Raw genomic sequence first — 19,510 nt, 5'->3', positions numbered from 1 at the left:
CATACCGAGAACGGCCCTTCCCCACTGAATAGGCCAGCCTTACCGGAGCTTGCAATCCGCGGAATCCTGCGGAATCCTGCCCCACTCCGACGGGCGTGATCTTGGGCACGCCCGGTCCACGCGTGCCGGTGCCGGTTATCCAAACGCTGCGAACTTCGGCAGAATCGGCGGTATGGACCTTGGAGCATCGCACCCGCTGGTCGACGGACGTACGTCCGGCTCGGCACTCATCTCCGCCTACCGCGGGCAGACCCCGCATCGGCGGCCCGTGTGGTTCATGCGCCAGGCCGGCCGGTCCCTGCCGGAGTACCGGGCCCTCCGCGCGGGGACCGACATGCTCGAGTCCTGCCTCGATCCGGAGATGGCGTCGGAGATCACGCTGCAACCCGTCCGCCGGCACGACGTCGATGCGGGCATCTTCTTCTCCGACATCGTCATCCCGCTCAAGCTCGCAGGGGTGGACGTCGACATCGTGCCCGGTGTCGGGCCGGTCCTCGGCTCCCCGATCCGCTCGGCGGCCGACGTCGCCGCCCTGCCCACGCTGACCGACGAGGCACTCGAGCCGATCAGGGAGGCCGTGGCCCTGACCGTGGCGCAGCTCGGGACCACGCCGCTCATCGGGTTCGCGGGCGCCCCCTTCACGCTCGCCGCGTACATGGTCGAGGGGAAGCCGTCACGGGACCACCTGGGTCCACGCACCATGATGCACGCCGATCCCGGCACATGGTCCGCGCTTACCGACTGGGCCGCGGACGCCTCCGGCGCCTTCCTCCGCGCACAACTCGAGGCGGGCGCCAGTGCGGCCCAGCTCTTCGACTCGTGGGCGGGATCCCTGGGCCTCGCCGACTACCGTACGCACGTCGCCCCGGCCTCCCGCCGGGCCCTCGACCATGTGCGGGGTTCCGGCGCACCCCTCATCCACTTCGGCACCGGCACCTCTGAGCTCCTGGTGGCGATGCACGAGGTCGGCGTGGACGTGATCGGCGTCGACTACCGGCTGCCGCTGGACGAGGCCAACCGGCGCCTCGGCGGCTCGGTGCCGCTCCAGGGCAACATCGACCCGGCGCTGCTGCCCGCGCCGTGGCCGGTGCTCGAACGCCATGTGCGCGACGTCCTCGCAGCCGGCGCCTCGGCGCCCGGCCACGTGGTGAACCTCGGGCACGGCGTTCCCCCGGACACCGACCCCGATGTGCTCACCCGCGTCGTGGAGCTGATCCACTCCGTGGAGCCGTAGGCGTGGCGCGGGGGGTGGGGCGCGGCCGGCGGGAGACGTCCGGCAGCGGCGCAGCAGCGGACAGCGGGACAGGTGGCGAGACCGGCGTCGTCGGCGGGACCGGCGGGGCCGGCACCGCCGCGTCCGCTGACGGGCGTCCGCTCGCGGCCTCCGCGCCGGCGCCGACGGTCGTGCGGGCATCCCCCGCGGACACGCCCGCACCGGCAGTGCTGCCGGCACCCGCGCCGGACGCAGGAGCGGGCGATGGCGCAACCCCGGCACCCGCCCGCCGCCGGATCGTCGTCATCGGCGGAGGGCTGGCCGGCCTCGTCGCCGCACGGACCCTGCTGGCCCGCGGACTGGCCGTCACCGTCCTGGAACGGTCCGATCGTTTCGGCGGGACGGTGGACGGCCGGTCGCTCGGAGGATTCCAGCTCGACAGCGGTGCCGAGTCCTTCTCGACCCGCTCGGCCACGGTCCCGGCGCTCGCCGGCGAGCTCGGACTCGGTGACCGCATCGTCACCCCCGATGCCACGGGTGCCTGGGTGCAGCTGCCCGGCAGGGACCTCCGGGCCGCGGCGCAGCCCCTGCCGAACTCCGGGGTCCTCGGCATCCCCGCGGATCCGGGCGATCCCGCCATCACCGCGGTGATCGGCCGGGCAGGGTCCCTGCGCGCGGCCCTGGACAGGGTGCTGCCCGTGGGATCGCTGGCGACGCGCAGTGGGGTCAGCCTCGGTGAACTCGTCCGCACGCGGATGGGGGAGGAGGTGCTGACGCGCCTGGTCGCGCCCGTCGCCGGTGGAGTGTTCTCCGCCGACCCGGACGATCTCGACGTCGACTCCGTGGCCCCCGGTCTGCGGGCGACCATGGGACGGCTGGGATCCCTCGGCGCGGCGGCCGGAGCGCTGCGGAAGGCCGCACCGGCGGGCGCCGCCGTGGGTGGCCTCGACGGTGGCATCGCCCAGCTCCGCGATGCGCTCGTGGAGCAGCTCAGGGCCGACGGCGCAGACCTGCGGACGGGAGAGCAGGTCTCCGCTGTGGCCCGCGACGGTGCAGGCTGGACGGTGACCACCGAGCACTCGACCCTGACCCGTCGCATCGGGGCGGACGCCGTCGTCGTGGCCACCGAGGGTCGCGGCGCTGTCGACCTGCTGGCTCCTGCCATCCCGGCCCTCGCCGACGAGCGTCCCGATCCGGTACCCGGCGTCGCCCTGGTGACGCTGATCGTGGACGTGCCCGAACTCGATGCCCGGCCGCGCGGGACGGGCGTGCTCGTGGCCCGGGGTGTCGAGGGGGTCGCCGCGAAGGCACTGACGCACTCGACCGCGAAGTGGGCATGGCTCCGGGACCAGGCGGGTCCCGGCTCGCACGTCCTGCGGCTGTCCTTCGGGCGCGTGGGGGACACCTCGGCCGACGTCGGGCTCGCCTCACCCGACGACCTCCTCTACCGGCACGCGCTCGCGGACGCCTCGACCCTGCTCGGTGTCGCCATCGACGAGGCGGACGTCCTCGACTGGGACGTGGTGCGCTGGGCAGGCGCCCTGCCACACGCCTCCGTGGGGCACCGCGAGCGTGTGGCCCGCATCCGGGGGGCGGTGGCCGCGGCCGCGGCGTCGCTCGCCGTGACCGGCGGATGGCTGGCGGGGACGGGACTCGTGGCCGTGATCGACGACGCGAGGCTGCGGGCGACAGCCCTCGCCGACGCCCTGCTGACGGGCGATACCGGCGCCCCGATGTGACGTTCGTCTCTTCTACCGTTTGTAGAAGAAAAGGATTTCGAATCGTCTTCCGGCGGGGGCAGACTAGTACCATGACTGAGCCGAACGGTAGCAACCCCGCCCACGCTCCACAGCAGACCGGAGAGGGCGCCGAAGCCCCCGGTGAGTTGTTCTACACGCTCTGGACGGTCTTCAAGCGGGGATCCGCGACGACCGATTCCGGTGCCCACACGCTCGACGAGGTCGTCGCCTCCTTCGAGCAGGACGGCGTCGTGCTCCGTGGCTTCTACGACGTCTCCGCGATGCGGGCCGACGCCGACGTCATGGTCTGGCTGCACGGACCCCGCCCGGAGGACCTCCAGATGGCTGTCCGCAGGCTCAGGAGGACCGAGATGTTCGCCGAGACCACCATGGTGTGGTCCGCCATGGGCGTGCACCGCGACGCGGAGTTCTCGAAGTCCCACAGCCCGGCGTTCTCCCGCGGCGTGGCTCCGGCCGAGTGGGTCTGCGTGTACCCCTTCGTCCGCTCCTACGAGTGGTACATCCTGCCCACCGACGAGCGCCGCGAGATGCTGATGGATCACGGGCTCAAGGGCCGGAAATATCCCCAGGTCATCTCCAACACCGTGTCATCCTTCGCCCTCAACGACTACGAATGGATCCTGGCACTCGAGGCTCCGGAACTCGTCGACCTCGTCGACCTGATGCGATACCTGCGGGAGACCGAAGCACGCCGCCACGTGCGCGAGGAAGTGCCGTTCTACACCGGCCGGCGGATCAACCACGACGAGATTGCAGAGGTGCTCCAGTGACGACACAGGCATTCAACCCCCTCGACGGAGTCGACGAGAACGGCCGCATGGCGCCGAAGGCGTACGACGCCGTCGTGCTCGCCTCCTTCGGCGGACCCGAGGGCCAGGACGACGTCATCCCGTTCCTGCGCAACGTCACCCGCGGCCGCGGCATCCCCGACGAGCGGCTCGAGGAGGTCTCGCACCATTACCGGGCCTTCGGCGGCGTCAGCCCCATCAACAGCCAGAACCGCGCCCTCCGCGCGGCGATGGAGGCGGAGCTGCGCAGCCGCGGCATCGACCTGCCGGTCTTCTGGGGGAACCGCAACTGGGAGCCGTTCATCGCCGACACCCTGCAGGAGGCGTACGACGCCGGACACCGCAAGGTGCTCGCCGTCACCACGAGCGCCTACTCCTGCTACTCCAGCTGCCGCCAGTACCGCGAGGACCTCGGGATGGCACTCGTGAAGACCGGCCTCGAGGGACGCCTCGAGGTGGACAAGGTGCGCCAGTACTTCGACCACCCGGGCTTCGTCGAGCCGTTCGTGGAAGGTGTCACCGGGGGACTCGCCACGGTCCGTGCGGGCCTCGCGGAGCAGGGCACGCCGGACGCCCCCGTGCACATCATGTTCTCCACCCACTCGATCCCCATGGGTGACGCCGAGGCCGCCGGGCCGCGCAACGGCGAAGGCGGGCCCGCCTACGAGGAGGGCGCCTACGTGGCGCAGCACCTCGCCACCGCGCAGGCCGTCCTCGACCGCATCCCCGAGGCCGCAGGTGTCGAATGGTCGCTGGTCTACCAGTCCAGGTCCGGTGCCCCGCACATCCCGTGGCTCGAGCCCGACATCAGCGATGCCCTGCGTGACCGCTACGAGGGCGGCACCCGCGGCGTCGTGATCGTGCCGCTCGGTTTCGTCTCCGACCACATGGAGGTGGCCTGGGACCTCGACACCGAGGCGCTGGAGACGTGCGGCGAGCTCGGTATCGTGGCGGACCGCGTCCCGACCCCCGGCACGCACGCCACGTTCGTCGCGGGCCTCGTCGACCTTATCCTCGAGCGGACGATCGACAACAACATCGCCGACCGTCCGTCCGCCACCGCGCTCGGCCCCTGGTACGACGTCTGCCGGCCGAACTGCTGCGCGAACCGGCGTGGGGAGAAGCCGACCATCGCCTCCGTGGACTCCACCGTGGGGACGCCGCTGCCCAACCCCGGTATGTGATGTCGGCGGGAACCATGGACACGCAGGCCGGCGCGACCGGCGCCATCCGGGTGGGGACGAGGGGCAGCGCGCTCGCGATGACCCAGACGACGACGGTGGCCGAGCGCGTGGCCGACCTCGCATCCCTGCCGTACGAGCTGGTGCGCATCCGCACGGAAGGAGATGTCCTCCGGGGATCGCTGTCGCAGATCGGCGGTACGGGTGTGTTCGTCGCGGCGCTGCGTGACGCGCTGCTCGAGGAGCGCTGCGACATCGCGGTCCACTCGCTCAAGGACCTGCCCACCCTGCCCGCTCCGGGCCTCACCGTGGCGTCCGTCCCGGAGCGGGAGGACGTCCGCGACGCCCTCTGCGCTCGTGACGGGCTGACGCTCGCGACCCTGCCGGACGGTGCGCGCGTGGGGACCGGGTCCCCCCGCCGGGCGGCCCAGCTCCGCGCGGCGCGGCCCGGCCTCGACGTCGTCGACATCCGCGGGAACGTCGACACGCGCCTCGGACGCGTCGCGGGACTCGTGATCGGCGCGCCGGGTGATCTCGACGCCGTCGTCCTCGCCGCTGCCGGCCTCATACGGCTCGGCCGTGACGACGCCATCACGGAACTGATCGATCCCGCGGTGATGCTCCCCGCACCCGGACAGGGAGCGCTGGCCGTCGAGTGCCGCGAGGCCGAGGACACCCCCGGGACGCGTGCGGCCCTGGCCGCCTACGACCATCTGCCGACGCGCCTGGCCGTGACGGCGGAGCGAGCCGTCCTGCTGCAGCTCGAGGCCGGCTGCGCCGCTCCGATCGGTGCCCTCGCCCGGCTGCAGGGCGAGGAACTGGCGCTCGAGGCCGTGGTGTGCAGCCTCGACGGCCGGTCGATCCTCCGCGTGACGCGATCGGCTCCCGTGACGGATGCGGTGGCCGCCGCGCGACTCGGGGTGGAGCTCGCGGAGGAACTGCTCGCTGCCGGCGCCGCCGATATCGCCCCCCTGAGCAGCTGACCCGCGTGGTCGGCGGCCCGGCGGCCAGGAGCGTGATCGTCCTCCGTCATCCTGCACGGGCGGTCCGCGTGGCCGACGCGCTCAGGGCGGCGGAGCTGTCCGTCTTCGCGTTGCCGCTCACGGAGACCGAGCTCCCGCGGGATGTCGACGCCGTCCTGACGGGGCTCGCCGCCCTGGCGCGGGGGGAGTACCGGTGGCTCGTGGTGACGAGCGGCAACACGGTCCAGGCGCTCGATACGATCGGCCGAGCCCGCGCGGTGGGCCTCGCGGCAGCGGTGGCGGCGGGCGGGACCAGGGTCGCGGCCGTCGGCGCGGCGACCGCCCGCCTGCTCGCGGACGCGGGTGTCGCCGTCGACCTGGTGCCCGACGACGCGACCTCCGCGGGCCTGCTCCGCACCATCGGGCGGGGACACGAGCGGATCCTCCTGCCGCAGGCCGACCTCGCACCCGACGACCTCCGGGCGGGCCTCACCGGCCTGGGCTGGCGGGTCGAGCGGATCGAGGCCTACCGCACGGTCCCGTACCCGGCACACCCGTCCCGGCGCGTACCCGGCGTGGTCGAGGACGGAGTACCGCCGCCACTCCTGGTCCCGGGTGACGTCGTCGGGCTGGCGGCCGCTGGTGTCCAGCCCGCCGTCGTGTTCACCGCGCCGAGCACGGTGCAGCAGTTCCGTGAAAGGCTGGCCGCTGGGCCGTTGGCGTTCCACCCCGTCGCGATCGGTCCGACGACGGCGGCAGCACTGCGCGGGCAGGGCTGGGAACCGGGGGCGACGGCGACCGGACCCACCCCGTCCGCGATCAGGGCGGCGGTCCTGGAAGCTTTCGGGACCGAACCGGTGACCCTGCCGTCGGGACGACCGGTGTCCGGGTCGAAGGGACCGCCCGCAGGACCCGCGCCAGCACCACCATCCGTACCTACCTCAGCACCTACCTCAGCACCTACCTCGGCACCTACCTCAGCACCTACCTCAGCACCACCGATCGGAGATCAGCCATGAGCTTCCCCCAGCACCGACCGCGCCGGCTGCGCTCCACGCCGGCGCTCCGCCGCATGGTGGCCGAGTACCGCGTCCACCCGTCCGAGCTGATCCTGCCCGCCTTCATCCGCGAAGGGCTCACGGAGCCCTCGCCCATCCTGTCGATGCCCGGCGTCGTCCAGCACACCACGGAGTCGCTCAAGCGCGCGGCGGCCGAGGCGGTGCAGCGCGGGGTCGGCGGCATCATGCTCTTCGGCATCCCCGAATACCGCGATGCGACCGGCAGCGCCGGCATCGATCCCGACGGCGTCCTCAACCGGGCGATCGCCGATGTCCGGGCCGAGGTCGGCGATGCGCTCGTCGTGATGAGCGACGTCTGCCTCGACGAATTCACCGACCACGGCCACTGCGGCGTCCTCGCGGGCGACGGATCGGTCGACAACGACGCCACGCTGGCGCTGTACGCGCAGATGGCCGTCGAGCAGGCGAACGCGGGGGCGCACGTCCTCGGGCCGTCCGGGATGATGGACGGGCAGGTCGCCGTCATCCGGCAGGCGCTCGACGAGGCGGGACACCAGGACACCGTGGTGCTCGCCTACGCGGCGAAGTACGCCTCGGCGTTCTACGGTCCGTTCCGTGAAGCGGTCGACTCGCAGCTCACCGGCGACCGCCGGACCTACCAGATGGACGCCGCAAACCGGCGCGAGGCCCTCCTCGAGGTCGAACTCGACATCGAGGAGGGTGCGGACATGGTGATGGTCAAGCCCGCCATGAGCTATCTGGACATCCTCGCGGATGTCGCGGCCATGTCACCCGTACCCGTCGCCGCGTACCAGATCTCCGGTGAGTACGCGATGATCGAGGCCGCCGCGGCGAACGGCTGGATCGACCGCCGCCGCGCCATCGAGGAGTCCGTCCTCGGCATCAAGCGCGCCGGTGCGCAGATGATCCTCACCTACTGGGCCTCGGAGCTCGCGCTCTGGCTCGACGAATCCCACAGCTAAGGAACCCACCATGACGACGTCCACGACCTCGGACTCCCTCTACGAGCGCGCCCGCCACCTCATGCCCGGCGGTGTCAACTCGCCGGTCCGGGCCTTCGGATCGGTCGGCGGCACTCCCCGCTTCCTCGTCGACGCGCACGGCGCCTACGTCACCGACGCCGACGGCACGCAGTACGTCGACCTCGTCTGCTCCTGGGGCCCGGCGCTCCTCGGGCACTCCCACCCGGACGTCATCGCCGCCGTGCACCGCGCGGTCGACCACGGTCTGACGTTCGGCGCATCGACGCCCGCCGAGGCGGACCTGGCGCAGCTCGTCAAGGAACGGGTGCCCGCCGTCGAGCTCCTGCGGATGGTGTCGACCGGCACCGAGGCGACCATGACAGCCGTCCGGTTGGCGCGCGGCTTCACGTCCCGCACCCTGATCGTCAAGTTCGCGGGCTGCTACCACGGCCACGTGGACAGCCTGCTCGCCGCCGCGGGTTCCGGCGTCGCCACGCTGGCGCTGCCCGGTTCCGCAGGCGTCACGGAGGCGACGACGGCGGAGACGCTCGTGCTGCCCTACAACGACGTCGAAGCCGTCGAGGAGGCCTTCCGAACGCACGGCGAACACATCGCCGCCGTCATCACCGAAGCCGCACCGGCGAACATGGGTGTGGTGACGCCTGCTCCGGGCTTCAACGCGTTCCTCAGCCGGATCACCACCGAGCACGGCGCCCTGTTCATCGTCGACGAGGTGATGACCGGATTCCGCACGCACCCGGGCGGCTACTGGAAGCTGACCGGCGGGGCCGACGACGCCGAGCACCCGTGGACCCCGGACCTCCTCACCTTCGGCAAGGTCATCGGCGGCGGCATCCCGGCGGCGGCGCTGGGCGGACGCGCCGACGTCATGAACTACCTCGCGCCGATCGGGCCCGTCTACCAGGCCGGAACGCTCTCGGGGAACCCCATCGCCATGGCGGCCGGTGTCGCCACCCTCACCGCAGCGACGGACGACGTCTACCGGCACGTCGACGCACGGTCGCTCGAAGTGAGCGACGCCCTGTCCGCCGAACTGGCGAGGGCCGGGGTGGACCACTCCATCCAGCGTGCCGGCAACCTGTTCAGCGTGGCGTTCGGCACCGCCGAGCGCGGTGTCCGGAACTACGCCGATGCGCAGGGCCAGGAGGCCTTCCGCTACGGCCCGTTCTTCCATTCCATGCTCGACTCGGGCGTCTATCTCCCGCCGTCGGTCTACGAGGCCTGGTTCCTCTCCGCGGCCCACGACGACGCCGCCATGGAGCGCATCCAGGCGGCGCTGCCCGCGGCGGCGAAGGCCGCCGCTGAGGCCGTGCCGGTCGACTGAGCCTGGCCGGCTGCTACCGGGCCGCCGTCGATCGGCAGGAGTCAGGCGACGGCGGCGACCTGCGGTACAGGGATCGCTTCCGTCGCCCTTATTGGGCCCGATGGATCGTGGACGGGCCCTATGCCGGACCCTATGCCGGAGCGTATGCCGGACTCGACGCCGGACCCTATGCCGGACTCGACGCCGGACCCTATGCCGGACTCGACGTCGGAGCGGGCGACGTCGGAACCGACCGCGCCGGAGTTCGCCGTCGGTCCGGCGCCTGCGGGCAGGACCTCGCTTGCCTCCGCAGGTGCGGGTAGGCCGGAGGTACCGGCTGTTGAGGCGCCTGTCGCGCCGTCCACTTGCTCGACGTCGGCAGCCCTTTGCGGGCGCTGCATGTCCCGCTCGTGGGGTACGACGGGCCAGGCCCGTTCGATCACGGCGTCGGGCTCGGTCCGGCGCAGGTACTCCTCGAAGCTGGCAGCCTGGCGGTCGGCCCACACGACGAGCGCGCTGTGCAGTTCCCGCGCCGGACGCTGGAGGAACGGGAACCGGTCGGCGAGGATGTCACCGACCCGCAGTGTCGCCTGGACATCCGCGACGGACGTGTGGGCGTTGTCGAAGCGCACGCCGTAGTGCTCACACAGCGCCGTCAGGGTCCGCTTGCCCCGCCGGTACCGGTCGGCCTGCTTGTCCATGATGAAGGGATCGATCACGGGCGAGGGCGCCGGTACGGCGATGCCGTGCCGGCGTCCCTCCTCGGCGAGCACGGTGAAGTCGTAGCGGGCGTTGTAGGCCAGGACCGGGATGTCCGCGGCGAACAGGCGCGCGAGGACCGCGGCGATGCCGCTGACCACCGCCCCGGCGTCCAGACCGAGCGAGCGGGCGTGGTCCGTGGTGATGCCGTGGATCGCAGCCGCGCCCTCCGGGATCTCGACACCCGGATCGGCCAGCCACTCGTGATGCTCCAGTACCGTGCCCGCACCGTCGACGACGATGATGGTCGCCGTGACGATGCGTGCCGACAGGGGATCCCGTCCGGTCGTCTCCAGATCGAAGGCCGCCCTCGGCGCCGTGTGCCAGCTCGTCATGGCATCACCGTAGCCGCGGGGTCCGACCAAATCGGTGCGCCGCTCCGGCTGGCCCGCCGGACTAGGGTTGACCCCATGCGACCACGAGCAGACGGCCCCCGGCAGCCTCCGGGTCCGCAGGAGGCCGCCGCGGGATCTCGGCCGGCTGCACGGGCTGACCCCGCAGCCTATGCCGGGGCGGTCCTCGACGTGACGGCGATGATCCCTTCGGGGAAGGTGCTCACCTACGGGGACATCGCCGAACTGCTGGCCTGCGGAGGGCCGCGGCAGGTGGGGCGGGCGCTCTCCCTCGCCACCCGGGACGTGCCGTGGTGGCGCGTGCTGCGGGCCGGCGGCCGTCCTGCCCAGGGCCTCGCGCGGGAGGCGAGGTCCAGGTACGACGACGAGGGCACTGCCCTCGCCGTACCGGCGGACCCCGTGGGCGAGGACGACTACAGGGTGGTCCTCGCGGAGGCGCGCTGGTGGCCGTCCCCTGCCCAGCAGGACGCACTGGCCCGCCTCGGCGCGTCGCTGAGCCGCCCCGCGCCGTAGCGCAGGACACCCGTTGCGGTACCCCTGATTGTCCGTGGGATGTGATGGTCTTGAACCATGACCAGCACGCTCCACCAAGGACCGCCCGCTCCCGCGACCGGCGGCCGTCCCCACCGTGACGACGGGCTCACGGACGGGTACGAGGATGTGCTCGCCTCGCTGCAGGACCACGCCGGCCAGGTCCTCGTCCTCGGTGCTCCGGGCAGCGGCAGGTCGACGCTGCTGACCGATCTAGCGGTGCGGCGGATCGAAGCCGGCGTCCTCGATCCCGAGGGCCTGCTGCTGCTCGGTCCCACACGGGCTGCCGCCACCAGGCTGAGGGATGACCTGACCGCGAAACTCGACCGGAGCATCAGCACGGCTCCCGCGCGCACGTGGTCCTCCTATGCCTTCGACCTCATCCGTCGGGCCAGGGCGGAGGGCCGGACGCCGCTCATCACACGGCCGCCGAGACTCCTCTCGGGTGCCGAGCAGGATCTCATCATCAAGGAGCTGCTCGCCGGCCATGACCGGGCGGGCGCGCCGCGGCTCGTCTGGCCGTCCGACCTCTCCCTCGCCCTGCCGACCCGTGGGTTCCGCCAGGAAATCCGGGACCTGTTCGACCGCGTCAGCGAGTACGGCGTATCTGCCGAGGACCTGGCTGCCTGGGGAGAGCGCTTCGACCGCCCCGACTGGGTGGCCGCCGCATTCCTCTACCGTGAGTACCGGGACGTCCTCGATCTCCGCATGCCGGAGGCCTTCGATCCGGCGGGCATCCTCACCGCAGCGCGGGAGATCCTCGAAACGGATACATCATTCCTCGACCAGGAGCGGGCCCGCCTGCAGCTCGTCCTCGTGGACGATTACCAGGAGGCCAATCCCGCGGTCCACGCGCTCCTCGGGCTCATCGGGGCAGGGAACGACGTCGTCATCACGTCCTGCCCGGACACCGTGGCGCAGGGCTTCCGTGGAGCCAGGCCCGAACTCGTGGGTCGGCTGTCCGGCCTCTTCGGTCGGCGGGCTCAGTTCTCGACGCTGCTGCTGCCCGGGTCGCTGACGCTGTCGGGCGGTCTCGCCCGGGCCTGGGAGAATGTGGCATCCCGCATCGCCACCACCGGCGTGAGCACGGCCTACCGGACCCTGCCCGCCGCGGATGTCGAGCCCGCACCCGCTGGGGACCCCGTCGCAGGGATGTCCGGTGCGGGCGCGGCCACCGCGCATGTCCTCGACAGCGCGTTCCACGAACAGCGCTTCATCACGCAGCGGATCCTCGAGGCACACCTGTTGGGCGAGCGCAGCCTCGATGACATCGCTGTGATCGTCCGCAACGGCGCGCAGGTCTCCGCAGTGCAGCGCTTCCTGTCGGCGCAGGGGATCGCGGTGAACGTCCCTGCCGCGGAGACCGCCATCCGGGAGGAACCCGCGGTCCGGCCTCTCCTCGATCTCTACGCCGTCGTGGTGGGGCGTGCGGAGCTCGACACCGAGCTCTGCATCTCCCTGCTGACCTCGAGGATCGGGGGAGCGGGCAGCCTCGACCTCCGACGGCTCCGTCAGATCCTGCGTCGGACCGAGTTGCAGCTGGGCGGGGGCCGGACGAGTGACGAACTGCTCACGGCCCTCTTCTCGTCGCCGGAGGAGATCGCCGCCCTCCCGGCGGAGGGTGCACCGGTGCGGCGCCTGCACCGGATGCTGGAGGCCGGCAGGACCGCCGCCGCGGATACCGGACGAGACCCGGAGACCGTCCTGTGGGCACTGTGGTCGGCGTCGGGTCTCGCCCAGCAGTGGTCGGGGGCTGCCCTTGCGGAGGGCCCCTCGTCAACCCGGGCCGACCGCGACCTGGACGCCATGATGGCCCTCTTCCACACGGCCGAACGCTTCGTCGAGCAGATGCCGGGCGCCGATCCCGAACTCTTCCTCGACTACATCCTGAGCCAGGACATCCCCATGGACACCCTGGCCCAGCGCACCAAGCGGCAGGCGTCCGTCTCCGTGCTGACACCGGCGAGTGCCGCCGGCCGCCACTGGCCGATGGTGATCGTCGGTGGGGTGCAGGACGGGGTCTGGCCCAATCTCCGCCTGCGCGGCGAGCTCCTGGGCTCGGGGGAGCTGCGTGCCCTCCTGGACCACGGCGAGACCTTCCGCAGTACCCGTGACCCAGTGTCACTGCTGCAGGACATCCGCTTCGACGAACTGCGGACCTTCTCGCTGGCCGTCTCGCGTGCCACCGAAGAACTGATCTGCTGCGCGGTGGCATCGCAGGACGAGCAGCCGTCACCGTTCCTCGACGTCGTGGATCCCCTGCCGGCCGGCCTCGCCGAGAGGCCCCGCACGCAGGTCCTCAGGCCGGTGACGCTCCGGGCCCTCATCGCGGAGCTGCGCACCTTCGCGCAGGATCCGCAGGTGGCCGGGGTGCTCACGCGGGAAGCCGTCCGGCACCTCGGACGCATGGCGACCCTCGAGCCGCCCGTTCCCGGTGCCCATCCGGACCAGTGGTGGGGCGTGCTGGGCCTGAGCACGAACGAGCCGGTGGTTCCGCCGGAACAGCCTATCCCCGTCTCGCCGTCGAAGGTCGAGTCCGTGCTGGCCTCTCCGTTGAGCTGGTTCGTCTCCGCGGCAGGCGGGGAACGCACCACCGACTTCGCCCGCTCACTCGGAACGCTCGTGCACCAGATCGCGCAGGACCTACCGGACGCCACCGGCAGCGAGTACGTCCGGGAGCTGGAGCGTCGCTGGCCCCAGCTCGGCATCAAGGACACGTGGGAAGGGCAGGCGGATTTCCGCCGGGCCGAGGGCATGGTGCGGAAGCTCGCCGCCTACGTGCTGGCGATGCGGAAGGACGGCAGGTCCTTGCGCGCCACCGAGGTGGACTTCTCCGTGGACCTGGAGGTGGATGTCGCCGGGGCGGCGCGGGTCGCACGGCTCCGTGGGCAGATCGACCGGCTGGAGCTCGATGCGGAAGGGCGTTTCGTCGTCGTGGACCTGAAGACGGGCAAGAGCGCGCCCGCGGCAGCGGACATCACCCGCCATCCGCAGCTCGCGGCCTACCAGACGGCTGTCGCTTCGGGGGCACTGGCGGGTGATCCGTCGGGTGAGCCGTCGGCAGGTTCCGACGCCGGGATCGACGGAGAAGGTGCGGTCGCGGGAATGACCGAGGACGGAGCAGCGCGCGCCGATCCGATGGCGAGCCTTCCCGGAGGGGCGTCGCTGGTCCAGTTGGGAACCACCGCGAAGAACGTGTCCGTGCAGGACCAGCCCCCGGTCGGGCCGGACGACGCATGGGCGCGGACCATGATCGGGGACGCAGCGGCCCTGATGGCTGCCGCATCCTTCGAGGCGGTCCACGACCCGCGGCGGTCGGGGTTCGGCGGCAGCGGTTGCCGGCTCCCCGAGGTGTGTCCGCTGTGCGAAGAGGGCAAGCAGGTGACGCAGTGACGGGCATCGCCGCTGACGGCTCGTCCCGTCCGGCCGAGCCGGGCCCGGGCCCGGGCCATCCGCGCTATTCGGCCCGCCGCCTCGCGGAACTGCTCCATTCCGATCCCGACGCTCCCGTGCAGTACCCCACGGAGGACCAGGCACGCGTCATCGAAGCGCCGCTGGAACCCCTGCTGGTCATCGCCGGCGCCGGATCGGGCAAGACCAAGACCATGGCGGACAGGGTGGTCTGGCTCGTTGCAAACGACCTCGTACGCCCCGAGCAGATCCTCGGGGTGACCTTCACGCGTAAGGCCGCCGGCGAACTCGCCTCCCGTGTCCGCCAGCGACTGGCGCAGCTCTATGCGTCGCGCCCGGACGACGGCACCTCCGTCGGCAGCGATCTCCTCGACCGGCTCGACCCCACCATCTCGACCTACCACTCCTTCGCGAACGGCATCGTGCAGGACTACGGTCTGCGGATCGGTATCGAGCGGGACTCCGTCATGCTGGGGACTGCGCAGTCCTGGCAGCTGGCCTCCTCCGTGGTCGAGGCCTTCGACGGCGAGTGGGAGCACTTCACCGCCGCGAAGAGCACCCTCGTGAAGGCGGTCCTCGACATGGCGGGTGAGTGCGCGGAACACCTGGTCAGCCCCGCGACCGTCCGTGCCGAGCTGCGTCGGCACATCGACCATGTGGCCGCCCGGTCCTACATCGCGGGGGCGGCCCGGCCCGCGACCCAGAAGGTGCACGACCTCCTGAACAAGCTGCGTACCCGGATCACCGTCACCGAGCTGGTGGAGCGCTACGCCGCCGCGAAGCTCGCACGCCGCCAGCTCGACTTCGGCGACCTGGTCTCCCTCGCCGCGCGGATCGCGCAGGACATCCCGGAGGCCGGACGGATGGAGCGCGAGAAGTACCGGGTCGTCCTCCTCGACGAGTTCCAGGACACCTCGCACGCCCAGATGGTGCTGTTCTCCCGGTTGTTCGCCGATGGCCGTTCGGTCACCGCCGTCGGTGATCCGCACCAGTCGATCTACGGCTTCAGGGGCGCGTCGGCGGGCCAGCTCGCGACGTTCCGAACGGCATTCCCCATCGTCGCACCGGAGGGCCGGGCACCGTCACCTGTGGCTCACCTGTCGGTGGCATGGCGCAATTCGACGTCGATCCTCGAGGCCGCCAACACGGTGTCAGCGCCCCTCAACGTCCCTGCTCCATGGCTGCGCCGGTCCTCGGTGCAGCAGGTCCCCGGCCTTGTCGCCAGGCCGGACGCCCCCCTCGGCGAGGTCACCCTCGGGCGGTTCCGTACCGACGCGCCGATCCCTGCGGCCTCAGCACCCGCGGCGATTCCCGGACAGGCTGCCGGTACCGAGGCCCTGTCCGGCTCCGCGGCTCATCCGCTCAGCGAGGCAGAAGCGATCGCCCGCGAAGTGCTGCGGCAGCGGCGGCGGTCCTTCGAGACGGGCGACGACGGCACGGCACTCCGACCCACGATGGCGGTGCTCTGCAGGGGCCGCAAGCAGTTCGATCCGATCCGGCGGGAACTGGAGCGGGAAGGCATCCCGGTGCAGGTCGTGGGTCTCGGCGGGCTGCTGCGCACACCGGAGATCGTCGATCTGCTGGCCACCCTGCGGGTGCTCGGCGATCCCGACCGCTCGGATTCGATGCTCCGGCTCGTCGCCGGAGCCCGGTGGCGGCTCGGCCCGGCGGACCTGATGGCGCTGGGCGACTGGTCACGGCAACTCGCGCGGACGCGGGAGGCGATGTTCCGCCGGGGAGGCATCTCGGCGGAGGAGCTGGACGAGGACCAGAGCCGTGACGCCGTCGTGGCCCCCGATCTCGCCGAGGCGGGGAGCCTCGTCGAAGCGGTCGACTACCTTCCGCCGTCGGACTGGGTGTCCTCGTCGGGACGCTCCCTCAGCGACACCGCGCGTCGTCGGCTCGATGTGCTGAGGAAGGAACTGCGGACCCTCCGTGGCTTCGTCGGCGATGATCTCGGCAGCCTGATCGGGGAGGTGGAACGCACCATCCTGCTCGACATCGAGGTCGCCGCGAAGCCGGGCGTCAGCATCCACGAAGCGCGCCGCAACCTCGACGCCTTCACAGAGGCCGTCGCCGGTTTCGTGTCCAGCGCCGAGCGGGTCGATCTTCCGGCCTTCCTCGCCTGGCTCGAGGCCGCCGACCAGGAGGAGGACGGGCTGCCCGTCACTCAGCTCGAAGCCAGCCGGGACGCCGTGCAACTGCTGACCGTCCACGCCTCGAAGGGCCTCGAGTGGGACGTCGTCTTCGTGCCCGGACTGAACGGGAAGTCCTTCCCGAGCGGCAAGGACTCCCGATGGAGCAGCGGTGACTCCGCCATTCCCTGGACCCTGCGCGGAGACGCTCCCGAGTTGCCTCAATGGGACTGGGAGCAGCCGGACCAGAAGGAGTGGCTGGTCAGCGAACAGCAGTTCACCGACGAGGCCAGGGCCCATGCGGAGCGGGAAGAGCGGCGGCTCGCCTACGTGGCCTTCACACGCGCGAAGCACGCTCTCGTCTGCACGTCGTCCGCCTGGGGCGGGGGGCGTTCCAAATCTTCCGATCCATCGCCCTACCTGACCGATCTCGTCGCCCTGGCTGATTCCGGTGCACCGGGATTCTCGACGCCGTCCTGGCTCGCAGAGGGCGCGGAAGGTGATGCCAATCCTGCCAACGCCCGTCCGGAACGCGCGGCCTGGCCCGTCGATCCTCTCGGCCCCAGGCGCCAGGACCTGGAGAAAGCTGCACGGGCCGTCCTCGAGCAGACGGCACTGCCGACCCTCGACGTCGATGTCGACGGCGGACGGTGGGGGCGGGAAGTGAGGCTTGCGCTCGCACGGCAGGCTCGTGAATGGGAGCGGACGCCCCTCGGACTTCCCCCGCACATCTCGGCATCCACGCTCGTCGAACTCCGGGAGGATCCGGAAGCCGTCCTGCAGCAGCTTCGACGGCCGCTGCCGCGCCGGCCCGGGTCGGCGGCCCGGAAGGGTACCGCCTTCCATGCATGGATCGAGGAGTTCTACGGGTCCGGCGGCATGCTCGACCTCGGAGAGTATCCCGGCGGCGCCGATGCCCACGTGGACGAGACGCTCGGGCTCCAAGAGATGGCGGCGGTGTTCGAACGGTCGGAGTGGGCGTTGCGTGAACCTGCCGCCATCGAGGCTCCGATCGAGACGAAGATCGGCGGCATCGTGGTGCGTGGACGCATCGATGCCGTGTTCCGGGATGCCGACGGCGGCTGGGACCTGATCGACTGGAAGACCGGCCGTCCGCCCGCCCCGGACCGGCGCGCGGCCAAGGCGGTCCAGCTGGCCGTCTATCGTCTCGCGTGGTCACGGCTGAAGGACGTGCCCCTCGACACGGTGCGCGCCGCCTTCTTCTACGTGGCGGACAACCTGGTGGTGCGGCCCCATGACCTGGCCGACGCGGCCGACCTCGAGCGCATCATCAAGACTGCAGCGCTCGCCGCCGATGCACCGGGGTGAGCGCCGGCTGGGTGAAGGGCGAGGGCGGCGTCGCCCTCCGCCTCGGGTCGGAGAGGCGGCACCGGAGGTGGCGCCCGAGCTGGCAGGACGACCACCGGACGCGTCACGCACCGCGGCGATCGGACCCGGGCTCAGCGTCCGTAGGAGACGATCGGCAGCGCCGACGTGGCGACGTCGTCGGGGGAGCCCGCAGAGGTGTCGCCGCCGCGGAGCAGGGTCACCTTGGACGAACCCCCGGTTGCCGGTCGTTGCCGGGCGGCGACCAGGCGGGCGTGCGCCAGCGACGACCCGGACGGAGTGTCGGCCTCGCGGTGCCCGCGCCCGTGGTCGGCCCCATGGTCCACGGCGCGGGAGCCACCTTCCGTCGACGGGCTGGGCCGGGACGCGGCGCTGGGATCGTAGGCGTGACTGCCGGTGCGCTCCGGGTCATCGGCGCCGGAACGCCCGGCCGGGGCGTCGTCACGGTCTGTGGTCGCTCGGTCAGGCCGAGGAGCGGTCGTACCGGTGCCCGAACCCGCGTCTGCAGCAGTATCCGAACCGTCAGCGGCGTTCCGACGCACGGTGGGGCGAGCGTTCGGCCGGTGATCGGACTGCACGGTGGACGACCACGATCCGCCCGTCGAACCCGGAGTATCGTCCTCGGCGGGCTCGTCCTCGGCGTCGTCGCCGTGTTCGTCGCCCCATTCGCGGCGCTCCTCCTCGGCGCGCTGTGCCCTCTGCGCAGCTTCGTGCTGCTCGCGCTCGATCGACTCCACGTCGGCTGCGAGCGTGGCGAGCATGCCTTCGGCTTCGTGGATCATCGCGCCATCGTCGAGGGCGACTCCGCGGACCAGCCACTGTGCCAGCGCGAACTCCGCCGCAAGTGCGGCCCTGCGGGAGAGGTGGGGGTCGACGGCGGAAGTGCGGGCCGCGCCGTATGCGGCATGCACGGCATCGACGAAGGTGCTGTCCTCGGCCGCCGCCAGCCAGGCGAAGTCCTCGGCCGGGTCGCCGATGCAGAGGTCGGTCCATCCTGTCACCGCGGACACCCGGCCCGCCGAGACGAGCAGGTGGTCCTCGTGGAGATCGCCGTGCATCACGGTCGGGCCGAAGCGCCAGAGCGCCACGTCCTCCAGCGCGTGTTCCCAGCGGCGCAGCAGGACGGAGGGGATCTTGCCCGTGGTCGCTGCCTGGTCCAGTTCGTTCAGCTTGCGCTGGCGGTACTCGTCGGCCTCGTAGCTCGGCAGGTCGGCGCGCTGCACCATGTCCTTGGGCAGTTCGTGGATCGCGGCGATCACGCGCCCGAGTTCCGCGGCCATCGGGCGGCCACCGGCGGCCAGGGTTTCCAGCGTGCGTGTGCTGCCGGCCAGGTGCGAGTAGACGAACGTGCTGAGATCACCCTGCCGGACACTCCCGGCCATGTGCGGGATGAGGAAGGGAAGTTCAGCCTTGACGGCCGGGGTGAAGGCCCGCAGAGCCTGCAACTCCGTCTCGAGGCGCATGCTCGCCTCGGCATGCTTCGGTGATCTGACCCGCCACTGCTTGCCCGCGTCGTCGACCAGGAGGGCGGAATCGAAGTCCGCAGCATCATCCGGTGCGCCTGCGACGCCGGTCGGGGCCAGACCGGGCACTGCGGCACTGGCGATGGCAGCAAGTTCCATGGGTGTCCGTTTCACAAGTTCCACCGTAGGTCGTCCGTCCTCCGCCCGCTCCGTTCCGGCGCGGCGAGTCGCCAGATGTACTACTCGTCTTCCCGTCCGGACCACTCCTCCACCCGGCCTCC

Annotated in this window: 12 protein-coding genes and 1 pseudogene; 11 read left to right on the top strand and 2 right to left on the bottom strand. The window is 71.6% G+C overall.

All coding sequences use genetic code 11. The features are described 5' to 3' along the window. Positions 1–172: 172 nt before the first annotated feature. The 8 genes from hemE (at position 173) to hemL (ending at position 9,251) form a co-directional block, all read left to right on the top strand. Positions 173–1,234: a uroporphyrinogen decarboxylase gene (gene hemE / locus FNH21_RS02445; RefSeq protein ID WP_152812056.1), complete on the top strand. Its 1,062-nt coding sequence runs from the start codon at positions 173–175 to the stop codon at positions 1,232–1,234. Positions 1,235–1,236: 2 nt separating this feature from the next. Next, on the top strand, positions 1,237–2,952 hold the full coding sequence (hemG, locus tag FNH21_RS02440) for a protoporphyrinogen oxidase (protein WP_338403125.1): 1,716 nt from the start codon (positions 1,237–1,239) through the stop codon (positions 2,950–2,952). A 71-nt stretch (positions 2,953–3,023) separates the two neighbouring features. Beyond that, the gene (gene hemQ, locus FNH21_RS02435) at positions 3,024–3,743 is read left to right on the top strand and encodes a hydrogen peroxide-dependent heme synthase (protein WP_152812054.1); all 720 of its coding nucleotides are present in this window, start codon (positions 3,024–3,026) and stop codon (positions 3,741–3,743) included. Between the two features lie 47 nt (positions 3,744–3,790). Continuing rightward, positions 3,791–4,945 carry a ferrochelatase gene (locus FNH21_RS02430; protein ID WP_152813861.1) on the top strand — a complete coding sequence of 385 codons (1,155 nt, stop codon included), beginning with the start codon at positions 3,791–3,793 and terminating at the stop codon, positions 4,943–4,945. 14 nt (positions 4,946–4,959) lie between these two features. Further along, a complete protein-coding gene (gene hemC, locus FNH21_RS02425; RefSeq protein WP_152812052.1) occupies positions 4,960–5,925 on the top strand; it encodes a hydroxymethylbilane synthase in 966 nt (321 codons plus the stop codon). 32 nt (positions 5,926–5,957) lie between these two features. Next, positions 5,958–6,923, top strand: a complete 966-nt coding sequence (locus tag FNH21_RS02420; protein ID WP_191931539.1) for a uroporphyrinogen-III synthase — start codon at positions 5,958–5,960, stop codon at positions 6,921–6,923. Then, positions 6,920–7,906, top strand: a complete 987-nt coding sequence (gene hemB / locus FNH21_RS02415; RefSeq protein WP_152812047.1) for a porphobilinogen synthase — start codon at positions 6,920–6,922, stop codon at positions 7,904–7,906. The genes FNH21_RS02420 and hemB overlap by 4 nt, the downstream gene beginning before the upstream one ends. Positions 7,907–7,916: 10 nt before the next feature. Further along, positions 7,917–9,251 (top strand): glutamate-1-semialdehyde 2,1-aminomutase, encoded by a 1,335-nt coding sequence (gene hemL / locus FNH21_RS02410; RefSeq protein WP_152812046.1) that lies wholly within the window; start codon positions 7,917–7,919, stop codon positions 9,249–9,251. A 392-nt stretch (positions 9,252–9,643) separates the two neighbouring features. Here hemL and FNH21_RS02405 read toward each other — a convergent pair. After that, positions 9,644–10,324 (bottom strand): annotated as a pseudogene (locus tag FNH21_RS02405) (exonuclease domain-containing protein); the annotation flags it as partial. Positions 10,325–10,399: 75 nt separating this feature from the next. On the opposite strand from FNH21_RS02405, the gene FNH21_RS02400 reads away from it, so the two are divergent. The 3 genes from FNH21_RS02400 to FNH21_RS02390 are packed head-to-tail and all read left to right on the top strand — an operon-like array spanning position 10,400 to position 17,748. Next, a complete protein-coding gene (locus FNH21_RS02400; protein WP_152812044.1) occupies positions 10,400–10,855 on the top strand; it encodes an MGMT family protein in 456 nt (151 codons plus the stop codon). 57 nt (positions 10,856–10,912) lie between these two features. Continuing rightward, on the top strand, positions 10,913–14,266 hold the full coding sequence (locus FNH21_RS02395; RefSeq protein WP_152812042.1) for an ATP-dependent helicase: 3,354 nt from the start codon (positions 10,913–10,915) through the stop codon (positions 14,264–14,266). After that, a complete protein-coding gene (locus FNH21_RS02390; RefSeq protein WP_338403124.1) occupies positions 14,263–17,748 on the top strand; it encodes an ATP-dependent helicase in 3,486 nt (1,161 codons plus the stop codon). Before FNH21_RS02395 ends, FNH21_RS02390 begins: the two co-directional genes overlap by 4 nt. A 131-nt stretch (positions 17,749–17,879) precedes the next feature. On the opposite strand, the gene FNH21_RS17365 is transcribed toward FNH21_RS02390, so the two are convergent. Further along, positions 17,880–19,388 carry a phosphotransferase gene (locus FNH21_RS17365; protein ID WP_152812038.1) on the bottom strand — a complete coding sequence of 503 codons (1,509 nt, stop codon included), beginning with the start codon at positions 19,386–19,388 and terminating at the stop codon, positions 17,880–17,882. Positions 19,389–19,510: the final 122 nt, after the last annotated feature.

This window comes from Arthrobacter bussei (assembly GCF_009377195.2).
GTDB classification, from domain to species: domain Bacteria; phylum Actinomycetota; class Actinomycetes; order Actinomycetales; family Micrococcaceae; genus Arthrobacter_D; species Arthrobacter_D bussei.
Note: the sequence above shows the minus strand (reverse complement) of the source record. Positions and strands in the feature narration are given on the sequence as shown.